This is a genomic window from Streptomyces sp. NPDC042201 (genome assembly GCF_055582185.1).
This window is the reverse complement of sequence record NZ_JBVJDS010000004.1, coordinates 625204-651462: the sequence shown is the minus strand read 5'-3', so window position 1 is coordinate 651462 and position 26259 is coordinate 625204. Positions and strand designations below refer to the sequence as shown.

Annotated in this window: 24 protein-coding genes; 10 read left to right on the top strand and 14 right to left on the bottom strand. The window is 72.9% G+C overall.

The window, feature by feature from the left end; translation table 11 throughout:
- The first annotated feature begins 139 nt into the window (after positions 1-139).
- Positions 140-754: a DNA polymerase ligase N-terminal domain-containing protein gene (locus tag ACZ6MZ_RS13255; RefSeq protein WP_469351800.1), complete on the top strand. Its 615-nt coding sequence runs from the start codon at positions 140-142 to the stop codon at positions 752-754.
- A gap of 33 nt (positions 755-787) precedes the next feature.
- Here the strand turns inward: ACZ6MZ_RS13255 and ACZ6MZ_RS13250 are convergent, their stop codons facing one another.
- A complete protein-coding gene (locus ACZ6MZ_RS13250; protein ID WP_384186234.1) occupies positions 788-1780 on the bottom strand; it encodes a LacI family DNA-binding transcriptional regulator in 993 nt (330 codons plus the stop codon).
- A 232-nt stretch (positions 1781-2012) separates the two neighbouring features.
- On the opposite strand from ACZ6MZ_RS13250, the gene ACZ6MZ_RS13245 reads away from it, so the two are divergent.
- Positions 2013-2972: an ROK family protein gene (locus tag ACZ6MZ_RS13245; protein ID WP_469351693.1), complete on the top strand. Its 960-nt coding sequence runs from the start codon at positions 2013-2015 to the stop codon at positions 2970-2972.
- Between the two features lie 27 nt (positions 2973-2999).
- Here the strand turns inward: ACZ6MZ_RS13245 and ACZ6MZ_RS13240 are convergent, their stop codons facing one another.
- Positions 3000-3461 carry a hypothetical protein gene (locus ACZ6MZ_RS13240; protein WP_469351692.1) on the bottom strand — a complete coding sequence of 154 codons (462 nt, stop codon included), beginning with the start codon at positions 3459-3461 and terminating at the stop codon, positions 3000-3002.
- A gap of 51 nt (positions 3462-3512) precedes the next feature.
- Positions 3513-3683 carry a hypothetical protein gene (locus tag ACZ6MZ_RS13235; RefSeq protein WP_384186053.1) on the bottom strand — a complete coding sequence of 57 codons (171 nt, stop codon included), beginning with the start codon at positions 3681-3683 and terminating at the stop codon, positions 3513-3515.
- A 241-nt stretch (positions 3684-3924) separates the two neighbouring features.
- On the opposite strand from ACZ6MZ_RS13235, the gene ACZ6MZ_RS13230 reads away from it, so the two are divergent.
- Positions 3925-4962 carry an NUDIX hydrolase gene (locus ACZ6MZ_RS13230; RefSeq protein ID WP_384186055.1) on the top strand — a complete coding sequence of 346 codons (1038 nt, stop codon included), beginning with the start codon at positions 3925-3927 and terminating at the stop codon, positions 4960-4962.
- Between the two features lie 37 nt (positions 4963-4999).
- Here ACZ6MZ_RS13230 and ACZ6MZ_RS13225 read toward each other — a convergent pair whose 3' ends face one another.
- Together ACZ6MZ_RS13225 and ACZ6MZ_RS13220 are read right to left on the bottom strand one after the other, a co-directional pair.
- Positions 5000-5683, bottom strand: a complete 684-nt coding sequence (locus ACZ6MZ_RS13225) for an MBL fold metallo-hydrolase (protein WP_469351798.1) — start codon at positions 5681-5683, stop codon at positions 5000-5002.
- 125 nt (positions 5684-5808) lie between these two features.
- Positions 5809-7173, bottom strand: coding sequence for a M20/M25/M40 family metallo-hydrolase (locus ACZ6MZ_RS13220; protein WP_469351690.1), 1365 nt, complete (start codon positions 7171-7173; stop codon positions 5809-5811).
- A 148-nt stretch (positions 7174-7321) separates the two neighbouring features.
- Between ACZ6MZ_RS13220 and ACZ6MZ_RS13215 the strand changes: the two genes are divergently transcribed.
- Complete coding sequence (locus ACZ6MZ_RS13215) at positions 7322-8614, top strand: geranylgeranyl reductase family protein (RefSeq protein WP_389792269.1); 1293 nt, start codon at positions 7322-7324, stop codon at positions 8612-8614.
- 66 nt (positions 8615-8680) lie between these two features.
- Here ACZ6MZ_RS13215 and ACZ6MZ_RS13210 read toward each other — a convergent pair whose 3' ends face one another.
- Complete coding sequence (locus ACZ6MZ_RS13210; RefSeq protein WP_389675562.1) at positions 8681-9130, bottom strand: nitroreductase family deazaflavin-dependent oxidoreductase; 450 nt, start codon at positions 9128-9130, stop codon at positions 8681-8683.
- A gap of 130 nt (positions 9131-9260) precedes the next feature.
- Between ACZ6MZ_RS13210 and ACZ6MZ_RS13205 the strand changes: the two genes are divergently transcribed.
- The 3 genes from ACZ6MZ_RS13205 to ACZ6MZ_RS13195 all read left to right on the top strand — a co-directional run bounded on the left by ACZ6MZ_RS13205 (position 9261) and on the right by ACZ6MZ_RS13195 (position 11999).
- On the top strand, positions 9261-9962 hold the full coding sequence (locus ACZ6MZ_RS13205; RefSeq protein WP_469351688.1) for a TetR/AcrR family transcriptional regulator: 702 nt from the start codon (positions 9261-9263) through the stop codon (positions 9960-9962).
- 115 nt (positions 9963-10077) lie between these two features.
- A complete protein-coding gene (locus tag ACZ6MZ_RS13200) occupies positions 10078-11337 on the top strand; it encodes a sensor histidine kinase (protein WP_469351686.1) in 1260 nt (419 codons plus the stop codon).
- Complete coding sequence (locus ACZ6MZ_RS13195) at positions 11334-11999, top strand: response regulator transcription factor (RefSeq protein WP_469351683.1); 666 nt, start codon at positions 11334-11336, stop codon at positions 11997-11999. Before ACZ6MZ_RS13200 ends, ACZ6MZ_RS13195 begins: the two co-directional genes overlap by 4 nt.
- 41 nt (positions 12000-12040) lie before the next feature.
- Here the strand turns inward: ACZ6MZ_RS13195 and ACZ6MZ_RS13190 are convergent, their stop codons facing one another.
- Together ACZ6MZ_RS13190 and ACZ6MZ_RS13185 are read right to left on the bottom strand one after the other, a co-directional pair.
- Positions 12041-12388: an SCO4225 family membrane protein gene (locus tag ACZ6MZ_RS13190; protein ID WP_389792006.1), complete on the bottom strand. Its 348-nt coding sequence runs from the start codon at positions 12386-12388 to the stop codon at positions 12041-12043.
- Positions 12389-12454: 66 nt separating this feature from the next.
- On the bottom strand, positions 12455-13696 hold the full coding sequence (locus tag ACZ6MZ_RS13185) for an MFS transporter (RefSeq protein WP_469351681.1): 1242 nt from the start codon (positions 13694-13696) through the stop codon (positions 12455-12457).
- Positions 13697-13772: 76 nt separating this feature from the next.
- Between ACZ6MZ_RS13185 and ACZ6MZ_RS13180 the strand changes: the two genes are divergently transcribed.
- Positions 13773-14990: an ROK family protein gene (locus ACZ6MZ_RS13180; protein ID WP_384186080.1), complete on the top strand. Its 1218-nt coding sequence runs from the start codon at positions 13773-13775 to the stop codon at positions 14988-14990.
- A 140-nt stretch (positions 14991-15130) separates the two neighbouring features.
- On the opposite strand, the gene ACZ6MZ_RS13175 is transcribed toward ACZ6MZ_RS13180, so the two are convergent.
- Complete coding sequence (locus tag ACZ6MZ_RS13175; RefSeq protein ID WP_389792001.1) at positions 15131-15655, bottom strand: ATP-binding protein; 525 nt, start codon at positions 15653-15655, stop codon at positions 15131-15133.
- A 233-nt stretch (positions 15656-15888) separates the two neighbouring features.
- Positions 15889-16209 (bottom strand): hypothetical protein, encoded by a 321-nt coding sequence (locus ACZ6MZ_RS13170; protein WP_469351678.1) that lies wholly within the window; start codon positions 16207-16209, stop codon positions 15889-15891.
- Positions 16210-16402: 193 nt separating this feature from the next.
- Between ACZ6MZ_RS13170 and ACZ6MZ_RS13165 the strand changes: the two genes are divergently transcribed.
- Positions 16403-17557, top strand: a complete 1155-nt coding sequence (locus tag ACZ6MZ_RS13165) for a PLP-dependent cysteine synthase family protein (protein ID WP_469351676.1) — start codon at positions 16403-16405, stop codon at positions 17555-17557.
- Positions 17558-17618: 61 nt separating this feature from the next.
- Here the strand turns inward: ACZ6MZ_RS13165 and ACZ6MZ_RS13160 are convergent, their stop codons facing one another.
- The 3 genes from ACZ6MZ_RS13160 to ACZ6MZ_RS13150 all read right to left on the bottom strand — a co-directional run bounded on the left by ACZ6MZ_RS13160 (position 17619) and on the right by ACZ6MZ_RS13150 (position 21102).
- Entirely contained in the window at positions 17619-19601 is a 1983-nt protein-coding gene (locus ACZ6MZ_RS13160) for a hypothetical protein (protein WP_469351674.1), read from the bottom strand.
- A 172-nt stretch (positions 19602-19773) separates the two neighbouring features.
- The gene (locus tag ACZ6MZ_RS13155; protein ID WP_469351672.1) at positions 19774-20208 is read right to left on the bottom strand and encodes an SRPBCC family protein; all 435 of its coding nucleotides are present in this window, start codon (positions 20206-20208) and stop codon (positions 19774-19776) included.
- 45 nt (positions 20209-20253) lie between these two features.
- Positions 20254-21102, bottom strand: a complete 849-nt coding sequence (locus ACZ6MZ_RS13150; RefSeq protein ID WP_384330459.1) for a DeoR/GlpR family DNA-binding transcription regulator — start codon at positions 21100-21102, stop codon at positions 20254-20256.
- A gap of 247 nt (positions 21103-21349) precedes the next feature.
- Between ACZ6MZ_RS13150 and ACZ6MZ_RS13145 the strand changes: the two genes are divergently transcribed.
- The gene (locus ACZ6MZ_RS13145) at positions 21350-23758 is read left to right on the top strand and encodes a hypothetical protein (protein WP_469351671.1); all 2409 of its coding nucleotides are present in this window, start codon (positions 21350-21352) and stop codon (positions 23756-23758) included.
- Positions 23759-23786: 28 nt separating this feature from the next.
- Here ACZ6MZ_RS13145 and ACZ6MZ_RS13140 read toward each other — a convergent pair whose 3' ends face one another.
- A complete protein-coding gene (locus tag ACZ6MZ_RS13140; protein ID WP_384186102.1) occupies positions 23787-26201 on the bottom strand; it encodes a right-handed parallel beta-helix repeat-containing protein in 2415 nt (804 codons plus the stop codon).
- Positions 26202-26259: the final 58 nt, after the last annotated feature.

Below are 26259 nucleotides of genomic sequence, written 5' to 3'. Positions count from 1 at the left end.
CGACATGTCCCAACAGCGACACCGCCGCGTCGGACGGGGCCCAGGGGCTCCGCTCTGCGCGCGGGCGCCGCGCGCGGGAAGCTGAAAGGGGGCCGTAGGACCAGGGGCCGGGCGGAGCCTCGGAAGGAGCCGGGTCATGGTGAGTGACAAGGACCCGCTGGAGCCGTATCGCGGCAAACGGCATTTCGGCACCACGGCTGAGCCCCGTGGCGTGGGCGGTCAGGCGGGGGACGAGCCGTCCTTCGTCGTCCAGATCCACGACGCGCGCCGGATGCACTTCGACTTCCGGCTGGAGGTCGACGGGGTGCTCAAATCCTGGGCCGTGCCGAAAGGGCCCTCCACCCACCCCGGTGACAAGAGACTGGCGGTCCCCACCGAGGACCACCCACTGGAGTACCGGGAGTACGAGGGAGTCATCCCGCGCGGCGAATACGGCGGCGGCGCCGTCATCGTCTGGGACCAGGGCACCTACCGTCCGCTCGGCCGCGACCGGCCGGGCAGGGCCGCCACCTTCGGCGAGGCCCTGGCACACGGCCACGCGTCCTTCTGGCTCGACGGTACGAAACTGCGCGGCGGCTACGCCCTCACCCGTATCCGGAACGGCGACGAGGAGGCGTGGCTGCTGGTCAAGGAGAAGGACTCCGCCGCCCGGCACGACGGACCGGCCACCCCCGACCCCCGCCGGGCCCGTTCCGCACGTTCGGGGCGCACCCTCCACCAGGTGTCCCAGGACGAAGCGGCGGGCGGGAGCTAGGCGGCCCTGTCCGGGGCGGGGCGGGCGTACGTCTCAGGCGTCGGCCGGGGGCGGGATCTCGCCGGAGCCGCGGGCGATCAGCCGCGTCGGCAGCACCACCCGTGACGGGGCGTCGGCCGCGCCGTCGAGCCGGTGGAAGAGCCGCTCCGCGGCCGTACGACCCAGGGTGGCGGCGTCCTGTGCGATGACCGTGAGGCCGGGGTCGAGCAGATCGGCCAGCTCGATGTCGTCGAAGCCGACCAGGGCGACCGGACGGTGGTGCGCGGCCAGTACCCGTACCGCCGTCACCGTCACACGGTTGTTGCCCGCGAAGATCGCCGTGACCGGCTCGGGTCCGCCGAGCATCGCCACGACGGCCTCCCGCACCCGCTCGGGCGCGGTCGTACCGAGCGAGACCCAGTCGTCGTGGATCGTGAGATCCGCGTCGGCCATCGCGGTGCGGTAGCCGCTCAGCCGCTCGATCGCCGTGTGGATCCGGGGCTGGTCACCGATGAAGCCGATCCTGCGATGACCGTGCGCGATCAGATGGGCCGTGCCCGACCGGGCGCCGCCGAAGCTGTCGGAGAGCACCGCGTCCGCGTCGATCCGGCCGGCCGGCCGGTCCACGAAGACCGTCGCGACCCCGGCCTTGATCTCCGGCTCCAGATAGCGGTGGTCGTCCCCGGCCGGGATCACGATCAGCCCGTCCACCCGGCGCGCGCAGAGCGCGAGCACCAGTTCCTGTTCGCGGTCCGGGTCCTCCGCGCTGGAGCCGTTGATGAGCAGCGCGCCATGGGCGCGGGCCACCTCTTCCACGGCGCGGTTCAGCGGACCGTAGAACGGGTCGGCCAGATCCTCCAGGACCAGGCCGATACTCGCCGTACGGCCCTTGCGCAGCACGCGCGCCGAGTCGTTGCGGCGAAAGCCCAGCGCGTCGATGGCCTCCTGCACCCTGCGCTCGGTGTCGGTGGTGACACCCGGCTCCGCGTTGACCACGCGGGAGACCGTTTTGAGCCCCACTCCGGCGCGCGCGGCCACATCCTTCATCGTGGGCCGGTTGCCGTAACGGGGCTCGGGGCGGCGGGGGGTGTCGGCCACAGTGCGCTGTCCTGTCGTCGTTCGGTTTGCCGTTGGTTTGCCATCCAAGGCGGTGGCGACGAGCATAGGCCCTGGACAACGTTGTCAGGTGAATGGAGACTGTTCATCGAAGCCGCAGGTCCGCTCATGTCCCGCCCCTCGCACGCGCGAGGGCGCCTCATCCTCTGGAGATCCGACACCGATGCATACCGACCCCGTTGCGGCACTCGACATCGGCGGCACCAAGATCGCCGGCGCGTTGGTGGACGGCGGCGGCAGGATCCTCGTCCGGGCGCAGCGGCCGACGCCCGCCAGGGAGGACGGCGAGACGGTGATGCGCGCCGTCGAGGAGGTCCTCGCCGACCTGTCCGCGTCCCCGCTCTGGGCGTCGGTCACGGCGATAGGCATCGGCAGCGCCGGTCCCGTGGACGCCTCCGCCGGTACGGTCAGCCCGGTCAATGTCGCGGGTTGGCGGGGCTTTCCGCTGGTGGAGCGGGTGCGGCTGGCCACCGGAGGGCTGCCGGTGACGCTCGTCGGCGACGGGGTCGCCATGACCGCCGCGGAACACTGGCAGGGCGCGGCCCGCGGCTATGACAACGCGCTGTGCATGGTGGTCTCCACCGGCGTGGGCGGCGGCCTCGTCCTGAACGGGAAGCTCCACCCCGGACCGACCGGCAATTCCGGCCACATCGGCCACATCAGCGTGGACCTGGACGGCGATCTCTGCCCGTGCGGGGGGCGCGGCTGTGTGGAGCGGATCGCCAGCGGGCCCAATATCGCCCGCCGCGCGCTGGAGGGCGGCTGGCGGCCGGGCCCCGACGGTGACACCTCCGCGGCCGCGGTGGCCGCCGCCGCCCGGGCGGGCCATCCGGTCGCGATAGCCTCCTTCGACCGGGCCGCGCAGGCGCTGGCCGCCGGGATCGCCGCGACGGCCACGCTGGTCGAGATCGGCATCGCGGTCGTCGGCGGGGGAGTGGCGAACGCGGGCGAGGTGCTCTTCGCCCCGCTGCGCCGTTCCCTGCGGGACTACGCCACCCTCTCCTTCGTACGGCAGCTCAAGGTCGCCCCGGCGCTGACCGGAATGGACGCGGGCCTGGTCGGCGCGGCGGCCGCCGCCGCGCTCGGGCACCGGAGCGAGGCGGCGGCGACGGTCAGCGGCTGAGCCCGCGCCGGGACGCCCGGACGCCATTCAGCTGGTCGTCTGGCAGGCCATGCGCCTGCTGCCGCGGAACTTCACACACAGCTCGGTGCCGGTCCCGGTGTCCCCGCTCGGCCAGGTGTGGGTCAGCGCCTTGCCGGACCGGGTCGCGAGCGCCGTATCGACGCGTGTTCCGTTCCTGAACAGCGACACCGCGCGGGAGACGACACGCGCCGGCGGATTGGTCCAGATGCCGGTGACCGCGTTCCGGCCGCCGTGCCCGTCCAGCCGGACGCAGATCTGCGGCCCGGAGAAGTGGTGCGTGCAGGCGGTGCTGTCGGCCGTCGCGGGGCCGGCGGACAGCGAGACGGTGAGGCCCGCCAGGGCGAGGACCAGAGCGAGGACCGGGGCGGGCCGCCGGACGCGCGGACGCGGACCGGGCGCCGCCCGCGCGGGTACGGGCCCGCCTGCGGGCACGCCAAAGCCCGCTGTGGCGGTCGGCGTTCTGGACATTTCGGGCTTTCTTGGACCGGGTGGGGCAGACATCGCTGGTCGCAACACGCCCTAGGACTCGGTCGCCTGCTGCGGTACGACGACGAGGAAGAGGTCCGCGTCGAGATCCATCACGACCTCGGCCGGCATTCCCTCGTCCCGCCGCGCCCGCGCGAACTCCTCCGCGGGCCAACTGCCCCGCGGCCCACCCGCGGGAAATTTTTCCAGCACCGTACGGCGCATTGGGTACCCCCTCGTCACATCGATTCCAACGATGGTCCTCGGGGATGTGTTACGGCCCGGCATGGACATCGGCTTGTACAACGGCTTGTACATGAGACGCTGCGCCCGGCCTCAGGATGACATCGAACCGGCCACAGCTCGGATACAGCCGGGTGGCCGATCGGGCGCACTGATCCCGCCGGGGGTTTCCGTGGCAGGGTGTTGCGGGCAGTCCTCTGGGGGCTACGGAAGAGGGGGAACCGTGATCGTCTGGGTCAACGGTGCGTTCGGAGCGGGCAAAACCAGTACCGCACGCGAACTGATCGACCTGATCCCGAACAGCACCCTGTACGACCCTGAGCTGCTCGGCGGCGAAGTGGCGCGGCTGCTGCCGCAGAAGCGGCTCGCGGAGGTGAGCGACTACCAGGACCTGCCGATCTGGCGGCGGCTGGTGGTGGACACCGCGGCGGCGCTGCTGGCCGAAGTGGGCGGGGTGCTCGTCATCCCCATGACCCTGCTGCGCCAGGAGTACCGCGACGAGATCTTCGGCGGTCTCGCCTCGCGGCGCATCCCGGTCCGGCATGTGCTTCTCACTACTGAGGAAACGATCCTGCGCGACCGGATCGCGTTCCGTGAGGACATCGACGCCGACGCCGAGGTGAACGAGCGGACCCGGCAGTGGTGCTACGACCACATCGAGCCCTACCGCGCGGCGCTCGGCTGGCTCCGCGGTGATGCCCATGCCGTCGACAACAGCGCCCTCACGCCGCGGGAGACCGCGGTGTGCCTCGCCGCGGCGGTACGGACCGGCGCGGCCGGCGTCTGCGAGATCGTGCAGACGCCCGAGCCGACCGCCGAGACCCTCGCGGCCGGGGTGCTGCTCTTCGACGAGCGGGACCGGGTGCTGCTCGTGGATCCCACGTACAAGCCCGGCTGGGAGTTCCCCGGCGGGGTGGTGGAGCCCGGCGAGGCGCCCGCCGGCGCCGGCATACGTGAGGTCGCCGAGGAGATAGGCATCGAACTCACCGAGGTGCCCCGGCTGCTGGTCGCCGACTGGGAACCGCCGCGGCCGCCCGGATACGGCGGGCTGCGGCTGCTGTTCGACGGCGGCCGGCTGCCGGAACAGGTGGCCGGGGGGCTGCGGTTGCCGGGACCTGAGCTGCGGGGCTGGCGTTTCGTCGGCGAGGAGGAGGCGGCCGAGCTGCTGCCGCCCGCCCGCTACGAGCGGCTGCGCTGGGCCCTGCGCGCCAGGGAGCGCGGGACGGTGCTCTATCTGGAGGACGGTGTCCCGGTGGGCTGAGCCGCCCGGCCAGGGCCTGTCCGGTGGATCGGGCCCGTCACGTCCCCGGGGAGGGAGCAAGGCCGCCGAAGCCGGGCGTGGGATCGCCGTGGCCGTAACAGACCGTGGACGGGGCGGGGTCGAGCGCGACGAGCCGGTGCATCGACTCCTGGGCGCGCTCCCGGTCCACATGGAAGACGCCCAGCGTGATCTCGCCCACCGCGGCGAGGGTGTCACCCACGAACAGCACGCCGTGGCGCGGCAGATGGACGGCGATCGAGCCGTCGGTGTGCCCGGGGGTGTGCAGCACCCGGGCGCCGTCGCCGAAAGGCAGCTCGTCGCCTTCGTCCAGCTCCCGGTCGACCCGGGTGGGCGGCGCCTCCGGCACCGTCAGCCCGTGCTCGTACAGCGGGATCTCCCAGTCCAGCAGCACCGGTTGGGGCACCGGCCGTTCACCGCGTACGACGGGGGAGTCCAGCCGGTGCGCGAGCACCTCGGCGCCGTACCGCGCCGCCAGCTCCCCGGCGGCGCCCACATGGTCGCGGTGGCAGTGGGTGAGGACGATCCTGCGGAGCGCGTCGGGGCTCAGCCCGAGACTCCTGATCGCCCGCTCGATCTCGGGCGCGGCGTCCCGGTGGCCGGCGTCGACGAGGGTGAGTTCCCCGCCGTCGCGCCACAGATAGGCCTGGCCGATCGGGAAGCGGAGCATGTGCAGGCGGGGACTGATGTCCACGAGCTCCATGAGGTGGTCCATACGGTGAACGTACGCAGCCGGGCCCGTCCGCCGTACGGTTCTACGCTTTCGGCGATCTCCGCTGTCCGCTGAATCCGCTCGGCTCGGTCAGCTCGGTCGGCTCGGCCTCGCGCTCAACTCTGCTTGGACTGGGCGTAGTTGACCAGGAAGTGCGCCTCGGCGACCGAGAGGCGCTCCAGCTCCTCCGGCGAGACGCTCTCGTTCACCGCGTGGATCCGCGCCTCCGGTTCGCTCAGCCCGATCAGCAGGATCTCCGCCTGCGGATACAGCGCGGCCAGGGTGTTGCAGAGCGGAATGGAGCCGCCCTGGCCGGCGGTCTGCATCTCCTGGCCCGGGTACGCGACGCGCATCGCGTCGGCCATCGCGGAGTACGCCGGGCTGGCGGTGTCCGCACGGAACGGCTGGCCCTGGCCGACGTGTTCCACCGCGACCCGCGCGCCCCACGGAGTGTGCTTCTCGATGTGCGCGGTCAGCAGCTCGGTCGCCTCGGTGGCGTCCTGGCCCGGCTGCACCCGAAGACTGACCAGCGCCCGCGCGCCCGCCTGGACGGACGGGGTCGCGCCCACCACCGGCGGGCAGTCGATGCCCAGTACGGTGACGGCGGGGCGGGCCCAGATCCGGTCGGCGACCGAGCCGTGGCCGATCAGTGCGACGCCGTCGAGCACCTTGGCGTCCGTGCGGAAGTCGGCCTCCGCGTAGTCGAGTCCGTCCCAGCCGGCATCGGCGGCCAGACCGTCCACGGTGGTGGAACCGTCCTCGGCGCGCAGCGAGTCGAGGACCTTGATGAGGGCGGCGAGCGCGTCCGGCGCGGCCCCGCCGAACTGGCCCGAGTGCAGATTGCCCTCGAGTGTGTCGATCCGGACGCGCAGCAGCGTCATGCCGCGCAGCGTGGCTGTGACCGTCGGCAACCCCACCCGGAAGTTCCCGCAGTCGCCGATGACGACGGTGTCGGCGGCCAGCAGCTCCGGGTGCGCCTCGGCGTAGCGTTCGAGGCCGCCGGTGCCCTGCTCCTCCGAACCCTCCACGATGACCTTGACGTTCACCGGCACACCGCCGTTGGCCTTCAGGGCGCGCAGAGCGAGCAGATGCATCAGGAAGCCGCCCTTGCAGTCGGCCGCCCCGCGTCCGTACCAGCGGCCCTCGCGCTCGGTCAGCTCGAACGGCGGTGTCAGCCAGGCGGCCTCGTCCAGCGGCGGCTGGACGTCGTAGTGGGCGTAGAGCAGCACCGTCGGCGCGTCCTCGGGCCCTGCCAGCAGACCGTAGACGGACTGTGTGCCGTCCGGTGTGTCGAGCACCGCGACATCCTGGAACCCCTCGGAACGCAGCGCGGCCGCCACCCAGGAAGCGGCGGCCTCGCACTCGCTCCTGGGGAACACCGCAGGATCCGCCACCGAACGGAAGGCCACCAGCTCCGTGAGTTCCGCACGCGCGCGGGGCATCAGGGACGCTACGGTTTCGGCGATCGGATTCACGGTCATGGGCACGCTCCTCGTGGGTACGACGTTGTTCAGCCGGGTGTACATCGAAGGCATGGGCGATCCTCCCACAGCAGGCTCGTCGCGCCCGCGCCGTAGGATGCCGTTCGACAGCAGGGGCCACCGGTCGGATCAGGAGCAGAAGCACATCGTGAGCAGCGAGAACGCAGACGCCGGAAGCGAGCACGACGAGCCGGTGTGGGATGTCGTCGTGGTCGGCGCAGGACCGGCGGGAGCCTCCGCGGCATACGCGGCGGCGGTGGCGGGCCGTCAGGTGCTGCTGTTGGAGAAAGCCGAGTTGCCCCGCTACAAGACCTGCGGGGGCGGGATCATCGGGCCCTCGCGCGACTCGTTGCCCCCGGGCTTCGAGCTTCCGATCAAGGACCGTGTGCACGCGGTGACCTTCTCGCTGAACGGGAAGCTCGCCCGCACGCGCCGCTCCAAGCGCATGCTCTTCGGGCTCATCAACCGCCCGGAGTTCGACGCGAGTCTGGTGGAACACGCGCAGAAGGCCGGCGCCGTGCTCCGTACCGGTGTGACGGTCTCGCGCGTCGAGCAGCACGGCCCCGCCGTGCCCGACCGCCGTACGGTCGCCGTCGTCCTCTCGGACGGTGAGACGGTGCTGGCGCGCGCCGTGGTCGGTGCGGACGGCAGCGCCAGCCGGATAGGCGCTCATGTCGGTGTGAAGATGGACCAGGTGGACCTGGGTCTTGAAGCGGAGATCCCGGTGCCGGAGACGGTCGCCGAGGACTGGGCGGGCCGGGTGCTCATCGACTGGGGCCCGCTGCCCGGCAGTTACGGCTGGGTCTTTCCCAAGGGGGACACGCTCACCGTCGGGGTGATCTCGGCTCGTGGCGAGGGCGCGGCGACCAAGCGCTATCTGGAGGACTTCATCGCCCGGCTCGGGCTCGCCGGGTTCGAACCGTCGGTCTCGTCCGGCCATCTGACGCGGTGTCGCAGCGACGACTCGCCGCTGTCACGCGGCCGGGTGCTGGTGTGCGGGGACGCGGCGGGGCTGCTGGAGCCGTGGACCAGGGAAGGGATTTCCTTCGCCCTGCGGTCCGGGCGGCTCGCGGGGGAGTGGGCGGTACGGATCTCGGAGTCGCACGACGCGGTGGACGCCCGCCGCCAGGCGCTGAACTACGCGTTCGCCATCAAGGCCGGTCTCGGTGTGGAGATGGGCGTCGGCCGCAGGATGCTCAACGTCTTCGAGCGGCGGCCGGGACTGCTGCACGCGGCGATCACCGGCCTCAGGCCGGCCTGGAACGCGTTCGCGGACATCACCCGTGGCTCGACCACACTGGCCGCTCTCGTACGGACGCATCCGCTGGCCCGGCGCGGACTGGACGTGCTGGACCGAAGGCAGCCGGCCACGCCCGCGGCCGGAGCGCAGGAGGCCGGTGCGCAGGAGGCCGGCGTACAGGAGGCCGGCGCTCCGGAGTGAGCTGAGCCGTCGTGGGTGGCTCCTTGGTGGGCGCGCGTTCGCGGTGGTCAGCGGCGCCCACCGGGATCAGGACGTTGTCGTGATCCGGAAGACCGGGTGGTCGGGGGCCGCCGCGAGGATCTCCGCGTCGGTGGACTTCGCGGTGACCCCCTGGAAGTACTGGTTGACCTCCCAGCCCCAGCGCTTCAGATAGGTGCGCAGGATCGTCAGCTTCTCGGCGTCGGGGACCTCGGTCGCGGTGAAGGTCCGCACTTTGCGGCCGACCCGGAGCTCTCCGCCACCCGCGGCTTGCATGTTGCGCACCCACTGGGAGTGGCCCCGGGCCGAGACCAGGTACTGACTGCCGTCGTGGGTGTGCGGGTTGACGGGGATGCGCTGCATCTGGCCGCTCTTGCGGCCGCGTACGGAGAGCTCGGCCGTGCCGAGCAGGCTGAAGCCGTGCCGGGCGAGCCGGCCGATCGCGTTGTTCATCCGGACGGTGAACGTGTCGGGCTTGAGGTAGTACGGCTGCGACATGATGGCTCCCCAGGGAGATTCAGAGAGCGGTGCTCTCGTTCAAGAGCAGTGTGCGCCAGAATGGTGCTCCAAAGCAAGAGCACTGCTCTCTATTGTGGTCAGTGCTCCGAAACATGCCACACTGCTCTCCATGACGACCATCCGTGGAGCCAGGGAACGGGCCCGCGCCGAAGTCACGGCGGCCATCAAGGACGAGGCGCGCAAGCAGCTCGCCGCCGAGGGCGCGGCGAAGCTCTCGCTACGGGCCGTCGCCCGTGAACTGGGCATGGTGTCGTCCGCGCTCTACCGCTACTTCCCCAGCCGCGACGACCTGCTGACCGCTCTCATCATCGACGCCTACGACGCGGTCGGCTCGGCCGCCGAGCAGGCGCTCGCCGCCGCCGGTCCCGTCGACCATCCTGCCCGCTGGACCGCCATCTGCATGGCGGTCCGTGCCTGGGCCCTCGCCCACCCCCATGAGTACGCGCTGATCTACGGCTCCCCCGTGCCCGGCTATACGGCGCCTCAGCTGACCGTCGAACCCGCGTCCCGGGTCGCCCTCGCCCTGATCTCCGTCGCCCGCGAGGCCCACCGCACGGACGGGATCGCCCTCCCGCCGCTCTCCGAGGAGCTGCGCCCCGAGGCCCAGCGGCTGGCCGCCCGGTTCGCCCCCGGAGTGCCGCCCGAGGTGGTGGCCGGCCTGGTCGCGGCCTGGGCCCAGCTCTTCGGCCTGCTCTCGTTCGAGATCTTCGGCCAGTTCAACGGCGTGGTGTCAGCCCGGGACGAGCTGTTCGTCCAGGCCGTACGGCGCCTCGCGGACGACGTCGGCCTGCTGGGCGGCCGCCTGGCCTGAGGCCGGCGCGCCCGCCGCCCACCCGACCCCCGGTCCTGCGTACTCCCCGGGGAGTACGCAGGACCGCCACGCCCGGTGGACGCCCTGAGCAGCCGGCGCGTCTAGCGTGACCGGTATGGAAGAGCAGCAGCCCCGCCGGGGCCCGGGCGGCGGTCACCCCTGCCGTCACGGCGGGCCTCCCCGGGCACAGGGCGGACCACCGTTCCTGCGGCGTCCGTGGGTGGCCGGGCGGCCGGGCGGCAGGCTGCCCTGGCCCTCCACGCTGCTGCTGGCCGCCTTCGTCCTGCTGGGGACCGCCTTTGCCGCGGGGAAGCAGGGCGACCGGGTTCCCCTTGATGTCCTCGCCCGGCTGCTGCTGCTCGCGGGCCCCGCCCTGCTGCTGTTCCGGCGCAGGTATCCCGTCGTCTGTGTCTTCGGCGTCGCGGCGCTCACGCTCGTGTACTTCGGCGCGGGATATCCGTACGGCCCGGTCTTCGTCACCGTCGCGGTCGCCTGCTTCGCCGCGATCGTCGCGGGGCACCGGCGGGCGGCCTGGTGGGCCGTCGGCCTGCTCTGGGCGGGCCATCTCCTGATCACGCACTGGCTCTACCGATGGCTGCCGCCCCCGGACGGCCACGCGGCCCCCTGGGGGCAGGAGCTGGTCGTCGCCGCCTTCGTGGTCGCCCTCTGCGCCGCCGCCGAACTCGTCCGGGTACGCAGGGAACAGTGGGCACGGGAAGGCGCCGAACGCGCGGCCGCCGAGCAACGCAGGACGGACGAGGAACGGCTGCGCATCGCCCGTGAACTGCACGACGTACTCGCCCACTCGATCTCGGTCATCAACGTCCAGGCGGGCGTCGGGCTCGCCCTCCTCGACTCCGACCCCGAACAGGCCCGCACGGCGCTCACCACCATCAAGGCGGCGAGCAAGGAGGCCCTCGGCGAGGTACGGCAGGTCCTCGACACCCTCAGGACCCCCGGCGACGCCCCGCGTGCCCCCGCCCCCGGCCTCGACCGGCTGCCCGAACTGGTCGAACAGGCCGCGGGCGCCGGCCTGACGGTCGAGGTCCTGCGGGACGGAAAGCAGGTCGCGCTGGCGCCCGGCACCGATCTGGCCGCCTTCAGGATCATCCAGGAGGCGCTGACCAATGTGGTGCGGCACTCCGGCTCCCGTACGGCGCGGGTCGGGCTCGGCTACGCGTCCGGGGTGCTCCACCTCCGTATCGACGACGAGGGCCCGGCCACCGGCGGGGACGCGGGCGGCGGCGGCAACGGTCTCGTCGGGATGCGGGAACGGGCGGCCGCGCTCGGTGGCACGATCGAGGCCGGCCCCCGACCCGACGGCGGTTACCGCGTCCGGGCCACGCTCCCCCTGAAGCCCAAGGAGACACCGTGATCCGCGTCCTGCTCGCCGACGACCAGTCACTGGTACGGGCGGGGTTCCGCGCGCTGCTCGACGCCCAGCCGGACATCGAGGTCGCTGGCGAGGCCGCGGACGGTGAGAAGGCGCTGCGCCGGGTGCGCGAACTGCGTCCCGATGTGGTGCTGATGGACATCCGGATGCCGCTGCTCGACGGTCTCGTGGCCACCCGCAGGATCACCGAGGACGCGCGGCTCGACCCGGTGAAGGTGGTCATGCTCACCACCTTCGAGCTGGACGAGTACGTCTTCGAGGCGATCCGCTCCGGTGCCTCCGGCTTCCTGGTGAAGGACACCGAGCCCGAGGAACTGCTGCGCGCGGTACGGGCGGTGGTGGACGGCGACGCGCTGCTGTCGCCCGGCGTGACCCGCCGGCTCATCGCGGAGTTCGCGTCCCGCTCCAAGGCGCCGGCCGACTCGGCGGGGCTCGGCGCACTCACCGGGCGGGAGCGCGAGGTGATGGCCCTGGTCGGTATCGGTCTCTCCAACGAGGAGATCGCCCGCCGGCTGATCGTCAGCCCGCTCACGGCCAAGACGCATGTCAGCCGCACGATGGTGAAGCTCGGCGCCCGCGACCGGGCCCAACTGGTCGTCCTGGCCTATGAGTCGGGGCTCGTGCGGCCGGGCTGGCTCGGCTGACCCGGCCGCCGCGGGCAACGCCGCAGGACCCGCACCGCGCGTCAGGCTTCCCGGGGACCGGCGGTCCGCGGCCGGTCGCGCAGCAGCCGGACGAAGCCGCCCAGGGCCGCCGACTGGAGCAGCACCGAGAGCACCAGCGCGGGGTACAGGAATCCGGCGGACTCGGCGACCGCGTCGCCGAGCAGTCCACCGCCCATGAAGAACGCGAAGATGGCCGGCGCGGCGAGGAAGAACAGCCACACCCCGGCGAACGAGGCGTCCTCGTGGTGCACGAAGAGCGTGTCGGCCGCGACGAACACGGTCACCGCGGCGACCAGGCCGAGATAGATCTGCGAGGCGCGATTGCCGAAGGTCAGCCGTGCGAGTGCGGTCAGCCGTAGTGCGTTCATGACGTTCTCCCCTGAGATGGCGTCCTTCCAGGGTGGGACCGGCCGAACGGATGTGCCTGAGTACGCCTACTCATCCGCCGGCTGCGCCGGCACGTTCCGCGCTGAGTACCCGATGAGCGCGGCGGCCGCCGCCAGCAGGGCAACCGTGGTCAGCGCGAGGGGCAGTGAGAACCAGTCGGCGAGGAATCCGATCGCGGGCGGCCCCAGCAGCATGCCGCCGTACCCCAGCGTGGACGCGGCCGCGACCCCGCCGGACCCCGCCAGCGCGCCCGCCCGGCCGACGGCCACGGGGAAGATGTTGGCGAGTCCGACCCCGGCCACGGCGAAGCCCAGCAGCGCGAGCCAGGCGGTCGGCGCGAGGGCGCCCACCAGCATGCCGAGCGCGGCCGTGGCGCCGCCCGCGACCAGCGCGCGGGTCTGGCCGACGCGCTCCATCAGGGCCGTACCCGACAGCCTGCCCGCCGTCATGGCGAGGGCGAAGAGCGAGTATCCCGCGGCCGCGACCCCGGGGCTGGCGTCGAGGTCCTGGGTGAGATGCAGCGCGCTCCAGTCGGCCATCGCCCCCTCGCCGTACGCCGTGCACAGGGCGATCACACCGAAGAGGATGACCGGCCGGCGGGTGCGCCCGTCGAGCTGTCGCGGCTCCGGGGCCTTCTCGGCCTCCGCGTCCCGCGCCCGTTCCGGTACGGGCGCGGGGTGCCGCAGCAGCGCGGGACCGGTCACGGCCGTGACCAGCAGACCGACGCCGGTCAGGAGGGACAGGTGGACGGTGGGGGAGAGGCCGCCCGCGACCAGTCCCCCGAGGCCCGCCCCGACCATGCCGCCGAGGCTGAACGCGGCGTGGAAGCTGGAGATCACCGGGCGCCGCAGGGCCGCGACCAGATCGACGGCCGCGCTGTTCATCGCGACGTTGAGCGACCCGTAGGCGGCGCCGAAGACCAGCAGCACCAGGCCGAGCGTCAGGGCCGAGTGCGCCTGCGGCGGCAGCACGATGCTCAGCGAGAGCAGCACCGCGCTCGCCACCGTCACCGGATGGCTGCCGAAGCGGCGGCACAGCCGGCCGGTGAACACCATCGTCACCACGGCGCCCGCGGACACCCCGAGCAGGGCGAGCCCGAGGTCACTCGCCGAGGATCCGGTCTGCTGCTTGATGACGGGGATACGGACCACCCAGCCGGCGAACATGAAGCCGTCGAGGGCGAAGAACACGGTCAGCGCGATACGGAGCCGGGACAGGGAGGATCGGGCGCCGGGGTCTCCGTCCCGGCCCCCCGGGGCGGCGGTCCTTATTTTGTTTAGGTGCGGCACAAAGTGAGCATAGGGGCCGTGGCCCCATCGGTACAAGGCGTCCGCAGCGCCTTCGGATCATGGGAGACTCGCCTCCATGGACGGCAAGGGGACCACCACCCGGACAAGGCTGGAGCGAGGCCGCGGTGCGCTCGGCCCGGCACTGGAACTGGTTCACACGGGCCGCGCTCCCACCCGCGCCGTGCTCACGGCGGAGCTCGGCGTCACCCGTGCCACGGCCGGCGCCGTCGCCGCGGAGCTCGAGGCTCTCGGGCTGATCCGGATCGACTCCCGGCCCGGCGCCGCGGCGGGCTCCCAGGGCCGGCCCTCGCACCGGCTCTCCGTCGACGACAAGGGCCCCGTCGCGCTGGCCGCGCAGATCCACGCGGACGGCTTCCGGGCCGCACTGGTCGGGCTCGGCGGCCGGATCGTCGCCACCGCGCCCGTCCGCGCCACGGTCACGGCCGACCCGGCGCAGGTGCTCGGCGAGGTCGTCGAGGCGGGGGCCGGACTGCTGCGCGCCAGTGGCAGACGCTGTGTGGGCGCGGGCCTCGCCGTACCCTCGGCGGTCGCCGAGCCGGACGGCACCGCCCTCAACCCGCTGCACATCGCCTGGCCGGCCGGCGCTCCCGTCCGGCAGATCTTCGCCGACCGGGTACGCGCCGCGGGCATCGAGGGGCCCGCGTTCACCGGCAACGACGTCAACCTCGCCGCGCTCGCCGAGCACCGGCACGGCGCGGGCCGCGGCGCCCGGCATCTGCTCTGCGTCGCCACCGGCCACCGCGGGGTGGGGGGCGCGCTCGTCCTCGACGGCCGTCTGCACACCGGCAGTTCGGGCCTCGCCCTGGAGGTCGGCCATCTCACGGTCAACCCCGAAGGGCGGCCCTGCTACTGCGGCAGCAAGGGCTGTCTCGACGTCGAGGCCGATCCGCTCGCCTTCCTCACGACGGCGGGCCGCACCCCGGGCCCCGAGGTCTCGCTGCTCCAGCAGTCGCGCGATCTGCTCCGTACGGAATACGCCGACCCCGCCGTACGCGGAGCCACCGAGGAGCTGATCGACCGGCTGGGTCTGGGGCTCGCCGGGCTGGTCAACATCCTCAACCCCGACCGGATCATCCTGGGCGGACTCCACCGTGAGCTGCTCGACGCCGATCCGGAACGGCTGCGCGCCGTTGTCGCCGACCGCAGCCTGTGGGGCCGTAGCGGCGGGGTGCCCATCCTGCCCTGCACGCTCGACCACAACAGCCTGGTGGGGGCGGCCGAAGTGGCGTGGCAGCCGGTGCTCGACGACCCGCTCGGCGCGCTCACCCGCTGACCCCCGGGGATCGGGCTCAGCGCCGGCCGCCGCTCCGCTGCGTGCCCTCGGCGCCGCACGAGACGGTCGTAGACCATTCGGGTGGCTCCACAGGTGCCGGGACGCCGCGCGCGCACGCGCGGCGTTCGGGCGCCGCCCGGTCAGCTGATCACGGCAGACCGGGCCGCGGCGTGACCGTGTTCCCGGGCGATGGCGCCGTACTCGGTCCCGGGGAAGGGGCCGTCGGTCGTCGCCCCGTAGACCGTACGGAGCGGCAGGGCCAGGGCGGTCTGCGGAGTGGGGAGCGTGAACCAGATGCTCTTCCCCGTGTCGCCCTGGGGACGTATGCCCCAGCTCTCGCTGACCGCCGCGATCAGGGCGAGACCGCGGCCGCAGGTGTCGAAGGGATGGGCGGCGGTGACCGTCGGCAGCCGCGGGTCGTGGTCACTGACCGAGACCGTGAGCCGTTCGAGCAGCAGCTCGACGTCGACGGTGCAGATCTTGTCCGGCTCCGCGTGCCGGTGAACGTTGGTCAGCAGCTCGGTGACTCCGAGTGCCGCGTGGTCGATCAAAGGGTCGAGATGCCAGTAGCGCAATTGGGCGGAGATGATTCTGCGGACCTGACCGATCCGCGACGGCAGGGCCTGGAGCTCCACCGTGCAGTGCCTGCTGGGCTGACTGATCACGGCTGCGACTCCCCGAATGAGGTCCGGAAGAAGACGAAGGAACGGATCCAGCACATGACTCGCTGCTGTTCCTGGCCGGCGGGGCTGGATCGCAGCGTCACCACCGGTTAACCCTGAGTGAGGTGAGACCCAGAGTGAACCAGCGGACCCGGCTCCGCAACTCGCGGCAGCCCGGCGGCTCGCGGCAGGCTGTCGCCGCGCCGTGGCGGGGCCGGGGCGCTGTCCCGTGGCGGTCAGTCTTCGTTCGTCCGGCGCGCCCTGCTCACGGCCTCCAGGAAGCGCCCCGCCAGCGCCGCCGCGTCGGGCCTTGCGCCGCGCTGGCCCATGGTCAGCCGGTAGCGCGTCCCGTTGACGGTGGCGACCGTGCTGCCGCGTCCCGCGAACCAGGGCTTCGCCGCTCGTACGGCCCGCAGCGGGGCGCTGTCGATCACCCGGCCGTAGCTGGTCAGCAGCGCCAGCCTGCCGTCCTGGATCAGGACCTGGCCGGCCCGGGTGAGGGACCGGGGCCACCGTTCGATCCGTACCCCGCGCGCGCTGAACTCCGGCTCCGACATGGCCCTTCAGCCCCCTCCGTGCCCGTTCCCCTGAGGAAAGTCTGCACAACTGCGCGGGCGGGCACCAGAGTGCGGTTTCCGCGGCGTCCAATAGCCAGTGCTATGGATCCCCCAAGGCAACGTTTCCGCAGGTGGTGGCCTTACTGTGGAGCGTGGGGGGCCGGTGTCGGCGGGGTGAGGAACGGGAGCGCGCATGACGCGACAAGACAGATCCGGAACGGACGGGACGACGGTGCCCGCCGGCGGGGCCGAGGCGACCGTCGACGTGGACCGCAGCGATCCCGAGTACCGCGCGTGGCTCAAGGAAGCCGTACGCAAGGTGCAGGCGGACGCCAATCGCTCGGCGGACACCCATCTGCTGCTCTTCCCGCTGCCCGAGCAGTGGGGCATCGACCTGTATCTCAAGGACGAGTCGACCCACCCGACCGGCAGTCTCAAGCACCGGCTGGCCCGCTCGCTGTTCCTCTACGGTCTCTGCAACGGCTGGATCCGGCCCGGCAAACCGGTGATCGAGGCGTCCAGCGGATCGACCGCCGTCTCCGAGGCGTACTTCGCGAAGCTGATCGGTGTGCCGTTCATCGCGGTCATGCCGCGCACCACCAGCGCCGAGAAGTGCCGGCTGATCGAATTCCACGGCGGGCGCTGCCACTTCGTGAACGACGCGAGGAAGCTGTACGAGGAGTCGGCGAGCCTGGCCGCCAGGACCGGCGGCCACTACATGGACCAGTTCACCTACGCCGAGCGGGCCACCGACTGGCGGGGCAACAACAACATCGCCGAATCCATCTATCAGCAGCTGAAGTTGGAGCGCTATCCGGAACCCGCCTGGATCGTCGCCACGGCGGGGACGGGCGGCACGTCCGCGACCATCGCCCGCTACGTCCACTACATGCTCTACGACACCCGGATCTGCGTCCCCGACCCGGAGAACTCCTGTTTCTTCGACGGCTGGACCCGGCATGACGCGCTGGCGTGCAGCGAGCGAGGCTCCCGGATCGAGGGCATCGGCCGGCCCCGGATGGAACCGAGCTTCGTGCCCGGCGCCATCGACCGGATGATGAAGGTGCCCGACGCGGCGAGCATCGCCGCCGTACGCGCCCTGGAACGGGCCATCGGACGCAAGGCGGGCGGCTCCACCGGCACCGGACTGTGGAGCGCGCTGAGGATCGTGGCCGAGATGGTCGCGGAGGGGCGCACCGGCAGTGTGGTCACCCTGCTCTGCGACCCGGGCGACCGCTATCTCGACAAGTACTACTCGGACACCTGGCTCGCCGAACAGGGCCTGGACATCGCCCCGTACACGGTCACGCTCGACCACTTCCTGGCGAACGGCGTCTGGCCGGACTGAGCCGACGCCCGCGGTACGGTGACAGGTCCGGAGGGCGTCAGCCGTACGCGCGCCAGCCGCTTCAGCCGGCCGCCTGCAGGATGTCACCGCCGGAGAGCCGCGCCGACAGGGTCACGGCACCCTCCCTGGGCGCCGGTACCGCCATCGTCGTCGCGGACACTCCCGCCCGCACACTGCCGCCGGCGGTCATCCGTGTGACATCGCGGTCCCCGGCGGCCAGCAGGAACCACTTCCCCGACGGCGACTTCCAGCGGGTTCCCGCCAGGATGTGCGGGCCGAACCTGCCGCAGGACGCGGTGTCACCGGCCTCGGCCACCACCGTGCCTTGCGCGGCGGGGGAGTTGGCCGGCTGCTGGAACTGCACCAGGATCCGGCCGGGACCGCGCCAGGTGTCGGCCCGGGTACAGACCCAGGTGGACCGTCCGCCACTGTCCGGCAGCCGCTGCTCCGCGAACGCCCAGTTGTTGACGGCCCGGACACCGGAACCCCGCAGGGTCCGCAGCGAGCACGCGGTGCGCGCCCAGCTCAACAGGGCCGGTCCGCCGACCGCCTCACCCGGCTGGTGCGCGGGCGCCCCGGGGCCGGCCGGCGCGGCGTACGTGAGATGGGCCGGCGCGAGATCACCGAGATCCGCGACGAGGAACGAGTGCCGTTCCACGATCTTCTCCGACGAGCGCAGCTGCATCACCGGCCAGGCCGTGCAGCCGTCGCCGGGAGCGGGACCTTCCACCGGGTCCGTGACACCCTCCTCGGAGAAGTCGAGGCCCTGGGCGGGGGTGCGGGGAGCCAGCAGGTCCCTGGTGGCCGACGCGGCGATCCACGGGGCGAGCAGATACCGGGCCCGCCCGCGGCTACGGCTCACCACGACCGCGGCGGCCGTCGTCACCTCGGCCCCGTCCGTACGGGCGAAGTCCAGGGCCGGCGCGCCGTCACCCGACTCCGGCTCGGCGTAGCGCACGACCCGCTGTCCGTCGTGGAGCAGGACCACCGCGGTCCCGTCGACCTCGCCCGCGTACAGCAGCCGCGGGGGCTGCGCGGGCGGCACCTCGCTCGTACCGGCCGACGCGGAGACCTGTACGGCGCGGCCGGGGCTGCCCCAGACGCGCAGCGCACGCCGCAGCAGGGCGGTGTCGTCGATACGGTCGCCCCGGGCCGGCCAGACGGAGAAGTCGATCCGGGAGGCGCCAGCCCACTCGTCCCGTGACGCGCGTTCCAGCAGGGCCGGATCGAGGGCCCGGGAGAGCGCCGTACCACCGGCCGGGCCCGCGTCGGCCACGTCGGCTCCGGCGGGCCGCCGCGCGGTGCTGTGATCCGGCAGGGCCACCGCCGCGACCAACCCGGCCAGTGTGATCGCGACGGCCGCGCCGGTGATCCTGGCCCGCTGTCTGCGCCGCAGCAGATCGGTCGGCCGGGTCTGCACGGTGCACGGGTCGAACTCCGCCGTGCCGAGCAGCTTTCTGGCCTGGCCGCCCCGTTCGGAGGCGAGCTGTCCGGCGGTACGCAGCGCGGCGGCCACATCGCTGACACCGGCCTCGTCCAGCAGTCCCCACACGATGTAGTCGGGCAGACCTTCCAGGAGGCGCAGCGCGAGCGCGGCGCGCACGGGCGCGGCGACCGAGGAAAGGGCCTGGTCCAGGGCGAGTTCCTCGCTGCCGCCGGCCCGCGGGAAGAGCCGCAGCCCCACGACGAGGGGCAGCGTGGGCCGCAGCGCGCCGACTCGCGCGCGCCACCGGCGGGACGGCTGCTCGTACGCGAGCGCGGCACGGAGCACCTGTCCACGGACCCACGCGTAGGCGGATCCTGTCGCGCCACGCTGTCCCGGCACCCGCGAGAGCTGGTCGCCCTTGCGGGGGCCCGGCAGGACCCGCTGGACGATGGCGTGGGCGGTGAGGACGCGCCGGTGGCGGCCCAGCGAGGGAGGGAGGGTGAGGTAGGCCAGCCGCACCAGACGCGGATAGTGCTCCACGAGACTGGCCTCGGCCTGGTCGATGCCAGGGCGCTCGCCGGCTGAGGCATGGTGGTTCGGCTGTCGGTGTGTCGGCATCGGGACCGTGGCCTTCCGCATGTGCTGATGCGCTGTCACTCGGCGTCACTCGCCAGGTGAAACGAGCCCATGATGCGGAGGTCACACCAGAAGCGTGTTCGGGACCGGTGCCCCCGGGCGGCACCCGCCTCGCCCCCGGCACGGCAGTTGACGCCGCCACACCGGACAGGACCTAGCTTCGCAGGAGACGGTCGACGGCGCGTGCGAACACCAGCTGTCCGCCGCGCGCGGTCAGCGGGTCGAGCAGCCGCGGCAGCCGGCCGAACCGCAGGTCTTCCTCCCAGCGCACCCGGGTGACGCCGTCCTCGTCCCGTACGTGGATCTCGGCCCAGCCCGTGACGGCCCGGCCGCGCTTCTCCAGGCGGCAGTGGCCGGGGGTGCCCGGCGCGGGCGGCTGCCAGCGGACGACCTCCATGGGGTCGTCGAACCCGGCGGGGCCGAGCGCGCTGCGGACGACGAAGACCGTGCCGACGCCGGTGGGCCCCGGTGTCAGGACGGAGATCCTCGTCAGCGGCACCCGGTCCGCGTGCGCCGGCCAGTCGGTGAGCCGCCGCCAGGCCTCCTCGGCGGACAGCGGCGTGCTGCGGGCGATACGGAAGACGGTCACCCGGCGATCGTAAGCCGGGCGGTCCCGAGCCGCCCGAGGGGCGGTTCAGCCTTCCCGCGGAGCGGACCTGTCCTCGGACCCGCCCGCCACCACCAGGCCCGGCAGCCGCTCGGCGATCTCCTCGCGGGCCTCCGCCGACAGTCCCGAGTCCGTCACCAGGGTGTCGACCTGCTCCAGCGTCGCGAAGGAACTCAGGCCCACTGTCCCCCACTTGGTGTGGTCGGCGACGACCACCACCCGGCGCGCGGACTCCACGAACCGCCGGTTGGTCTCCGCCTCCCCGAGATTCGGCGTGGACAGACCGGCCTCGACGGAGATGCCGTGCACCCCGAGGAAGAGCACATCGAAGTGGAGCGAGCGGATCGCCTGGTCGGCCACCGGGCCGACCAGCGAGTCCGACGGCGTACGCACCCCGCCGGTGAGCACCACCATGGCCGCCCCGGGCCGCTGGCCGCCCCCCGCCCCGGCCGGCCGCGCCGCGTGGAACACGTCGGCGACCCGCATGGAGTTGGTCACCACCGTCAGATCCGGTACGTCCAGCAGATGGTGCGCCAGGGCGTAGGTCGTGGTCCCGCCGGACAGCGCGATGGCGCTGCCGGGCACGGCCATGGCCGCCGCCGCCCGCGCGATGTCCTCCTTGGCGGTCGGCTCCAGCGCCGACTTCGCCTCGAAGCCCGGCTCGTGCGTGCTCGCCTCGACCACCGGCACCGCGCCGCCGTGCACCTTCTCGATGACGCCCTGCCGGGCCAGCGCGTCCAGGTCCCGGCGCACCGTCATGTCGGACACATTGAGCTTGCGCGTCAGCTCGTTGACGCGGACCCCACCGCGCCGTCGCACCTCGTCGAGGATCAGGGCCCGGCGCTGCTCCGCGAGGAGGTTCTGGTTGTCGCTCACCGCCGGTCCGGTCCTTCCACATCGTCGTGCACCACCGTCGCACCTGACATTCGTGGTGTCCGAACCATCAGGAGTGCCTCATCCTCCCACGCGGCTACGACACACGCTCCGGGGGTTGATGTAGGCGGAGGCCGGGGAGATTCCGTAAGGGCCCGGCGGTGAACGGCCCGATCGAGGATTCTGATGGCCGTTCCGTTGCGCCGCCCCGAGCCGGCCGATCCCGCCACCGCGAGAGCGAGTCACCGAAGTGCAGCCTGAAACACCGGATCCGTGCGGCGGCGAGGCCGCGCTCGAATTACTGGTCCACGGCGTCGGCGGGGCCACCCCGGCGGAGATGCTCGGCGATCCGCGTACGGTCAGGATCACCGGTGACGAGACGGCCGCCGTGTACCGCCGCGTCGACGACGTCGACGCCGAGCTCCGCCCCGGGCCGTACCGCGACCGGCCGGTCCCGGAGGCGTACTGCTGGTCCAACCTCACCTCGGGCAACGGCTCCCGGGCGCTGTGGCTGCTGCTTCTGCCCTTCATGGTGGTCAACCTCGCGCACTGGATGCGGCCCGCCACGAAGGGACTGGGAAAGTCCCAGCGGCTGTACGGCGTGCTGGTGCGGCTGGTCGCGCTCACCCTCACCGTGCTGCTGACGGCCGCCGCCTGCGAGGTCGCGCTCGATCTGACCGCGTGGCAGTGCGCCGGCTCAGCGGAGTGTGTCGCGCAGCGGTCCTGGCTGGGCTTCCTCTCGCCGGAGCGGCACGGCTGGTGGTCGCAGCCGGGCCGGCGGCTGGCGCTCGCGGCCTTGGTGCCCACCGCGCTGGTGGGGCTGTTGTGGTACCTCTCCAACCGCACCTGGAGCGCGTACGAGGCCCAGCGCCCGCCGACCGACGAGCGCCCCGCCGAGCACCCGGACGGCGCGGACAGCGGCGCGGACACGCCGGAGCAGGAGCTGACGCCGGAGCCGGAGCCGGCGCCGGAATCCGCGGGGGAGACCCGGAGCACGGTCCGGCCGGCCCTCGGCCGCCCCGGGTTCTGGTACGGCCGCCGGCTCGTCGCCCGGCTCCGCGCCGCGCACACCGCCGCGGGATTCCTCACCGTCGCCGCCGCCCTCACCGCGGCCACCGCCGACCACGACCGCGGCGCCGACAGCGCCACGACGGAGACCCTCGGCCTGCTGCTCCGGGCAACACTCGCCGTCTGCGGGGCCGTTGTGCTCTGGGTGGTGTGCAGCAGGGGCCGCAGCGAGCGCAAGCGCGACGGCAGCCTCGACCGGGCGCTGGTCACCTGGCTGCCGGCCGCCGCCCTCACCCTGCTCGGCCTGGCCGTGGTGTTCGCCGCCTGGTCCCGGCCCGGCTGGGTCTCCACCGGCGCACTCCCCGGCGACGCCTCCTTCCGGGTGCTCGCCCTCGCGCAGGTCGCCCTCATCGTCACGCTCGCCGTCACCGCGTACTCGCTGCACCGCCGCGCGCCGCACCCGAGGACCGCCATGCGCGGCCTCGGCGGACCCGCCGTCGCGATGCTCGCCTGCGCCCTGGGCGGGGTGATGACCGGCGGGATCGCCCAGCGCGTCGCCGACTGGCTCGACGGGGACGCCACACCCGGCATGGGCGGTGGCGCGATCGTCGGCCCGCCCGTGCTGCTGAGCTGGCAGGCCGCGGCCATCCCCGTCCTGCTCGTGCTGCTGCTGATCCCGGTCACCGTCCTCGCCGTGCGGACCGTACGGACCGCTCGCAGGCTCGCCCCGGTGGTCGAGGCGGAGTACGGACCGGTGACGCCGGACTCCCTGCGCACCCGCCAGATCGCCGGCGTCCGGGCCAGGGCCGTACTCACCGACGCCGCTCCCCGGCTCGTCGGTATCCTCTCCGGCGCCGCCCTGCTGCTCGGCGCCGCCGCGGTCGCCGGGTCCTGGCTGAGCGGCGAGGTGCCGGGGCAGGCCGCGGAAGGCACCGACTCGCTCGTGGAGTCCGTGGCCGACACCGCTCAGGCGCTGGGCTCCTGGCTGATCGGCCTCGGCTTCATACTGTTCGTCACCTGGGGCCGCCGCGCCTACCGGGACGCCTCGGCCCGCCGCACCATCGGCATCCTCTGGGACGTCGGCACCTTCTGGCCGCGCGCCGCCCACCCGTTCGCGCCACCCTGTTACGCCGAGCGCGCCGTCCCCGACCTCACCTGGCGGATCGCCTCCTGGACCGGACGCACCGGCGGCCGGCTCGTCCTCTCGGGCCACTCCCAGGGCAGCGTCCTGGCGGCGGCCGCCGTCTGGCAGCTCCAGGCCGCCACCCGCAGCCGGGTGGCGCTGCTGACGTACGGCTCACCGCTGGAGCGGCTGTACGGCCGCTGGTTCCCCGCGTACTTCGGCGCGGGACCGCTGAGCGATCTGAGCAGGGAAGTGCACTGCTGGCGCAATCTGTGGCGGGCCACCGACCCGATCGGCGGCCCTGTCCTGATCCCCGCCGACGGCGACCGCCCGGAGGTGGACCGCGGGCCGCTCAAGGACCCGCTCGCCTACAGCCGTACGGCGCTGCACCCGCTGCCCGAGCCGGTCCTGGGGCACTCCGACTACCAGGCCGACCCGGCCTTCGCGGAGGAACGCGCCGCGCTGCTCGACCGGTTGCCGCCGGCCGCACTGCCGCGACAGCGCGGCGAGCAGACGCACCGGCCGTAGCGGAGCCCCAGGGCGCGTCCGGCGGAACCTACGGCAGTTCGGGCAGATCGTCCGCGTAGAGCAGGGTCAGGTCGTCCGTGCTGGTCTCCGGCAGCTGGGCGACCCGGCCCGCGTGCCGCTCCACCATCGACTCGAACGTCTGGCGCGCGGTACGGCCGTTGCCGAAGGCCGGCCCCTTCGGCAGCGCCGTGAAGTACTTGACCAGTGCCTCCGCAGTACCGTCGCCCAACCGGTACTCCTGCTCCTCCGACTGCTGCTCCACGATCCGCAGCAGCTCGTCCGGTTCGTAGTCGCTGAAGGTGATGGTCCGTGAGAAGCGGGACGCCACACCGGGGTTGACGGTAAGGAACCGCTCCATCTCGGCGGTGTACCCGGCGACGATCACCACGACCGCCTCCCGGTGATCCTCCATCAGCTTCACCAGCGTGTCGATCGCTTCCTTGCCGAAGTCCCGCCCGGAGTCCTCGGGGGAGAGGGCGTACGCCTCGTCGATGAAGAGCACCCCGCCGCGCGCCCGGTCGAACGCCTCCTGCGTACGGATCGCGGTCGAGCCGATGTGCTCGCCGACGAGATCCACCCGGGAGACCTCGACGAGATGACCGTGCTCCAGCACCCCGAGGGAGTGCAGGATCTCGCCGTACAGCCGGGCGACCGTCGTCTTGCCGGTGCCGGGGGAGCCGGTGAAGACCAGATGGCGGCGGACCGACGCCGCCTTGAGGCCCGCCTCCTTGCGGCGGCGGCCGACCTCGATCATGTCGGTGAGCGCCCGGACCTCGCGCTTGACGCTGTCGAGGCCGACCAGTGAGTCGAGTTCCCCGAGGACCTCCTCCGAGCCGCGCGCGGGCGCCGTGGCGGGGGCGATGCCCGTCGCCGCGGCGGCGGCCGGCTGCGACGGGATCGCGCCCAGGAGTCCGGGCGACTGGGTCGCCGTCAGCACGGCCGGCGGTTCCAAGGACGGGGACGGCGGCGTCAGTACGCCACTTTCGTCACTCGTGCAGTCCTCGGCGGTCGGCCCGTCCTCCGCGAAGTCGTACCCACCGCGCGCGCACCGTTCCGTACGGCAGCGGGTGAGCGTCGTACGGCAGCCGTCCATCACATGGAAGCCGTAGCCGCCGCTGCCCGTCACCCGGCAGTTGTGGAAGGTGCCGCGGCCCTCGGCCGAGACATAGAAACCGGCCTCGGCGGGCGAGGTGACCGTGCAGCGCTCGATGGTGGGATCGGCGCCCTTGGTGACGATCACCCCGGTCTGGACGGCGTCGATCGTGCAGGAGTTGAGCGTGCCGCCGCTGCCGTGGTCGCGGAACCAGGCCCCCGTGGAGGCCTCCCTGATCCGGCAGTCGTCGAGCTGCACGGTCGCGCCGTCGCTCACCGACACCGCGGTGTTGCGCACCTGGGAGAGATCGCTGTCAACGACATCGACGCGCGAGCCCCGGTCGAGGACGAAGAGCGCGTCAGGGACGTCGTGCACCCGGCAGGAGTCGAGGACGGCGGTCGCGCCGTCGCTGACCCAGACCGCCGGGTAGTCGCCCGTACTGTCGTGGATCTCGCACTGGTTGGCGTCGACCCGGGTGCCCGGATCCCAGACGGAGAGCCCGTTGCGGCCGAAGCGGCGCACCGTGGAACGGGTCAGGGTCAGCACCGATCGGGAACGGAGATCGACGGCGTTCTCCGGGATGTCATGGATGTCGCAGTCGGAGAGGGTGAGCACCGCGTCGGTGTCCAGGGTTATCCCGTCCGCCGAGGTGCGGTGCACGGAGGAGTCGGTGAGATGAGCGGCGGCGCGGGACGCGATCTGCACGCCGGTGCCCTTGATCTCGTACACCTCGCAGCCGATCGCCTCCAGACCGCTGCCCTCGCCGGTGACGGACAGGCCCGCGCCCGAGGCGTGGTGGATCCGGCAGCGCTCCAGCCGCGGATGCGCGCCGCCGCGCACCGAGATGCCCGACTGTCCGGCCGCGACGATCTCGCACTCCTCGAACACCCCGCCCGCGCCGTCGAGTACGCCGATGCCGACACCGGCCGGATTGTCGACGGTGCAGCGCCGGACGGTGGGGCGGGCCGAGCCCCGTACTTCTATGCCGGCCGCGGAGCGGGTCACGATCCGCAGATCCATCAGCTCGGGCGCGCCGTCCTCGACGAGCAGCGCCGGGGCCGCCGCGTCCTGTCCCTCCACATGGAGGTCCTGGACGGTGGCGGAGGCGCGCACGGTCAGCGGCACCCCGTCGGTGGGCGCGATGCGTACGGAGCCGAGCGAGCCCTCCGGGCCGCGCAGCGTGACCGCGCGCGAGACGATGAGATTCTCCCGGTAGGTGCCCGGGGCGATGGTGAGGACATCGCCGTCGCCGGCGGCCTCCAGGGCTGCGGCGAGGGAGGCGTACTCGCCTGTGCGGCGCCGCCAACGCGATGTTCCGGTGTGCGTCACCTGGACCGTGCCCTGTGCCATGGCGCTGTTGTGCCCCCACCTCGTGCGTGTGCGCGTGCCGTGCCGTCCCGGGCGCCGG

What these genes read in the sequence shown, in the direction of transcription:
- ACZ6MZ_RS13250 (WP_384186234.1), bottom strand. Translation starts at nt 1,780, where the DNA reads ATGAAGGATGTGGCCGCGCGCGCCGGAGTGGGGCTCAAAACGGTCTCC.
- ACZ6MZ_RS13245 (WP_469351693.1), top strand. Translation starts at nt 2,013, where the DNA reads ATGCATACCGACCCCGTTGCGGCACTCGACATCGGCGGCACCAAGATC.
- ACZ6MZ_RS13240 (WP_469351692.1), bottom strand. Translation starts at nt 3,461, where the DNA reads ATGTCCAGAACGCCGACCGCCACAGCGGGCTTTGGCGTGCCCGCAGGC.
- ACZ6MZ_RS13235 (WP_384186053.1), bottom strand. Translation starts at nt 3,683, where the DNA reads ATGCGCCGTACGGTGCTGGAAAAATTTCCCGCGGGTGGGCCGCGGGGC.
- ACZ6MZ_RS13225 (WP_469351798.1), bottom strand. Translation starts at nt 5,683, where the DNA reads ATGGAGCTCGTGGACATCAGTCCCCGCCTGCACATGCTCCGCTTCCCG.
- ACZ6MZ_RS13220 (WP_469351690.1), bottom strand. Translation starts at nt 7,173, where the DNA reads ATGACCGTGAATCCGATCGCCGAAACCGTAGCGTCCCTGATGCCCCGC.
- ACZ6MZ_RS13210 (WP_389675562.1), bottom strand. Translation starts at nt 9,130, where the DNA reads ATGTCGCAGCCGTACTACCTCAAGCCCGACACGTTCACCGTCCGGATG.
- ACZ6MZ_RS13205 (WP_469351688.1), top strand. Translation starts at nt 9,261, where the DNA reads ATGACGACCATCCGTGGAGCCAGGGAACGGGCCCGCGCCGAAGTCACG.
- ACZ6MZ_RS13200 (WP_469351686.1), top strand. Translation starts at nt 10,078, where the DNA reads ATGGAAGAGCAGCAGCCCCGCCGGGGCCCGGGCGGCGGTCACCCCTGC.
- ACZ6MZ_RS13190 (WP_389792006.1), bottom strand. Translation starts at nt 12,388, where the DNA reads ATGAACGCACTACGGCTGACCGCACTCGCACGGCTGACCTTCGGCAAT.
- ACZ6MZ_RS13180 (WP_384186080.1), top strand. Translation starts at nt 13,773, where the DNA reads ATGGACGGCAAGGGGACCACCACCCGGACAAGGCTGGAGCGAGGCCGC.
- ACZ6MZ_RS13170 (WP_469351678.1), bottom strand. Translation starts at nt 16,209, where the DNA reads ATGTCGGAGCCGGAGTTCAGCGCGCGCGGGGTACGGATCGAACGGTGG.
- ACZ6MZ_RS13165 (WP_469351676.1), top strand. Translation starts at nt 16,403, where the DNA reads ATGACGCGACAAGACAGATCCGGAACGGACGGGACGACGGTGCCCGCC.
- ACZ6MZ_RS13160 (WP_469351674.1), bottom strand. Translation starts at nt 19,601, where the DNA reads ATGCCGACACACCGACAGCCGAACCACCATGCCTCAGCCGGCGAGCGC.
- ACZ6MZ_RS13140 (WP_384186102.1), bottom strand. Translation starts at nt 26,201, where the DNA reads ATGGCACAGGGCACGGTCCAGGTGACGCACACCGGAACATCGCGTTGG.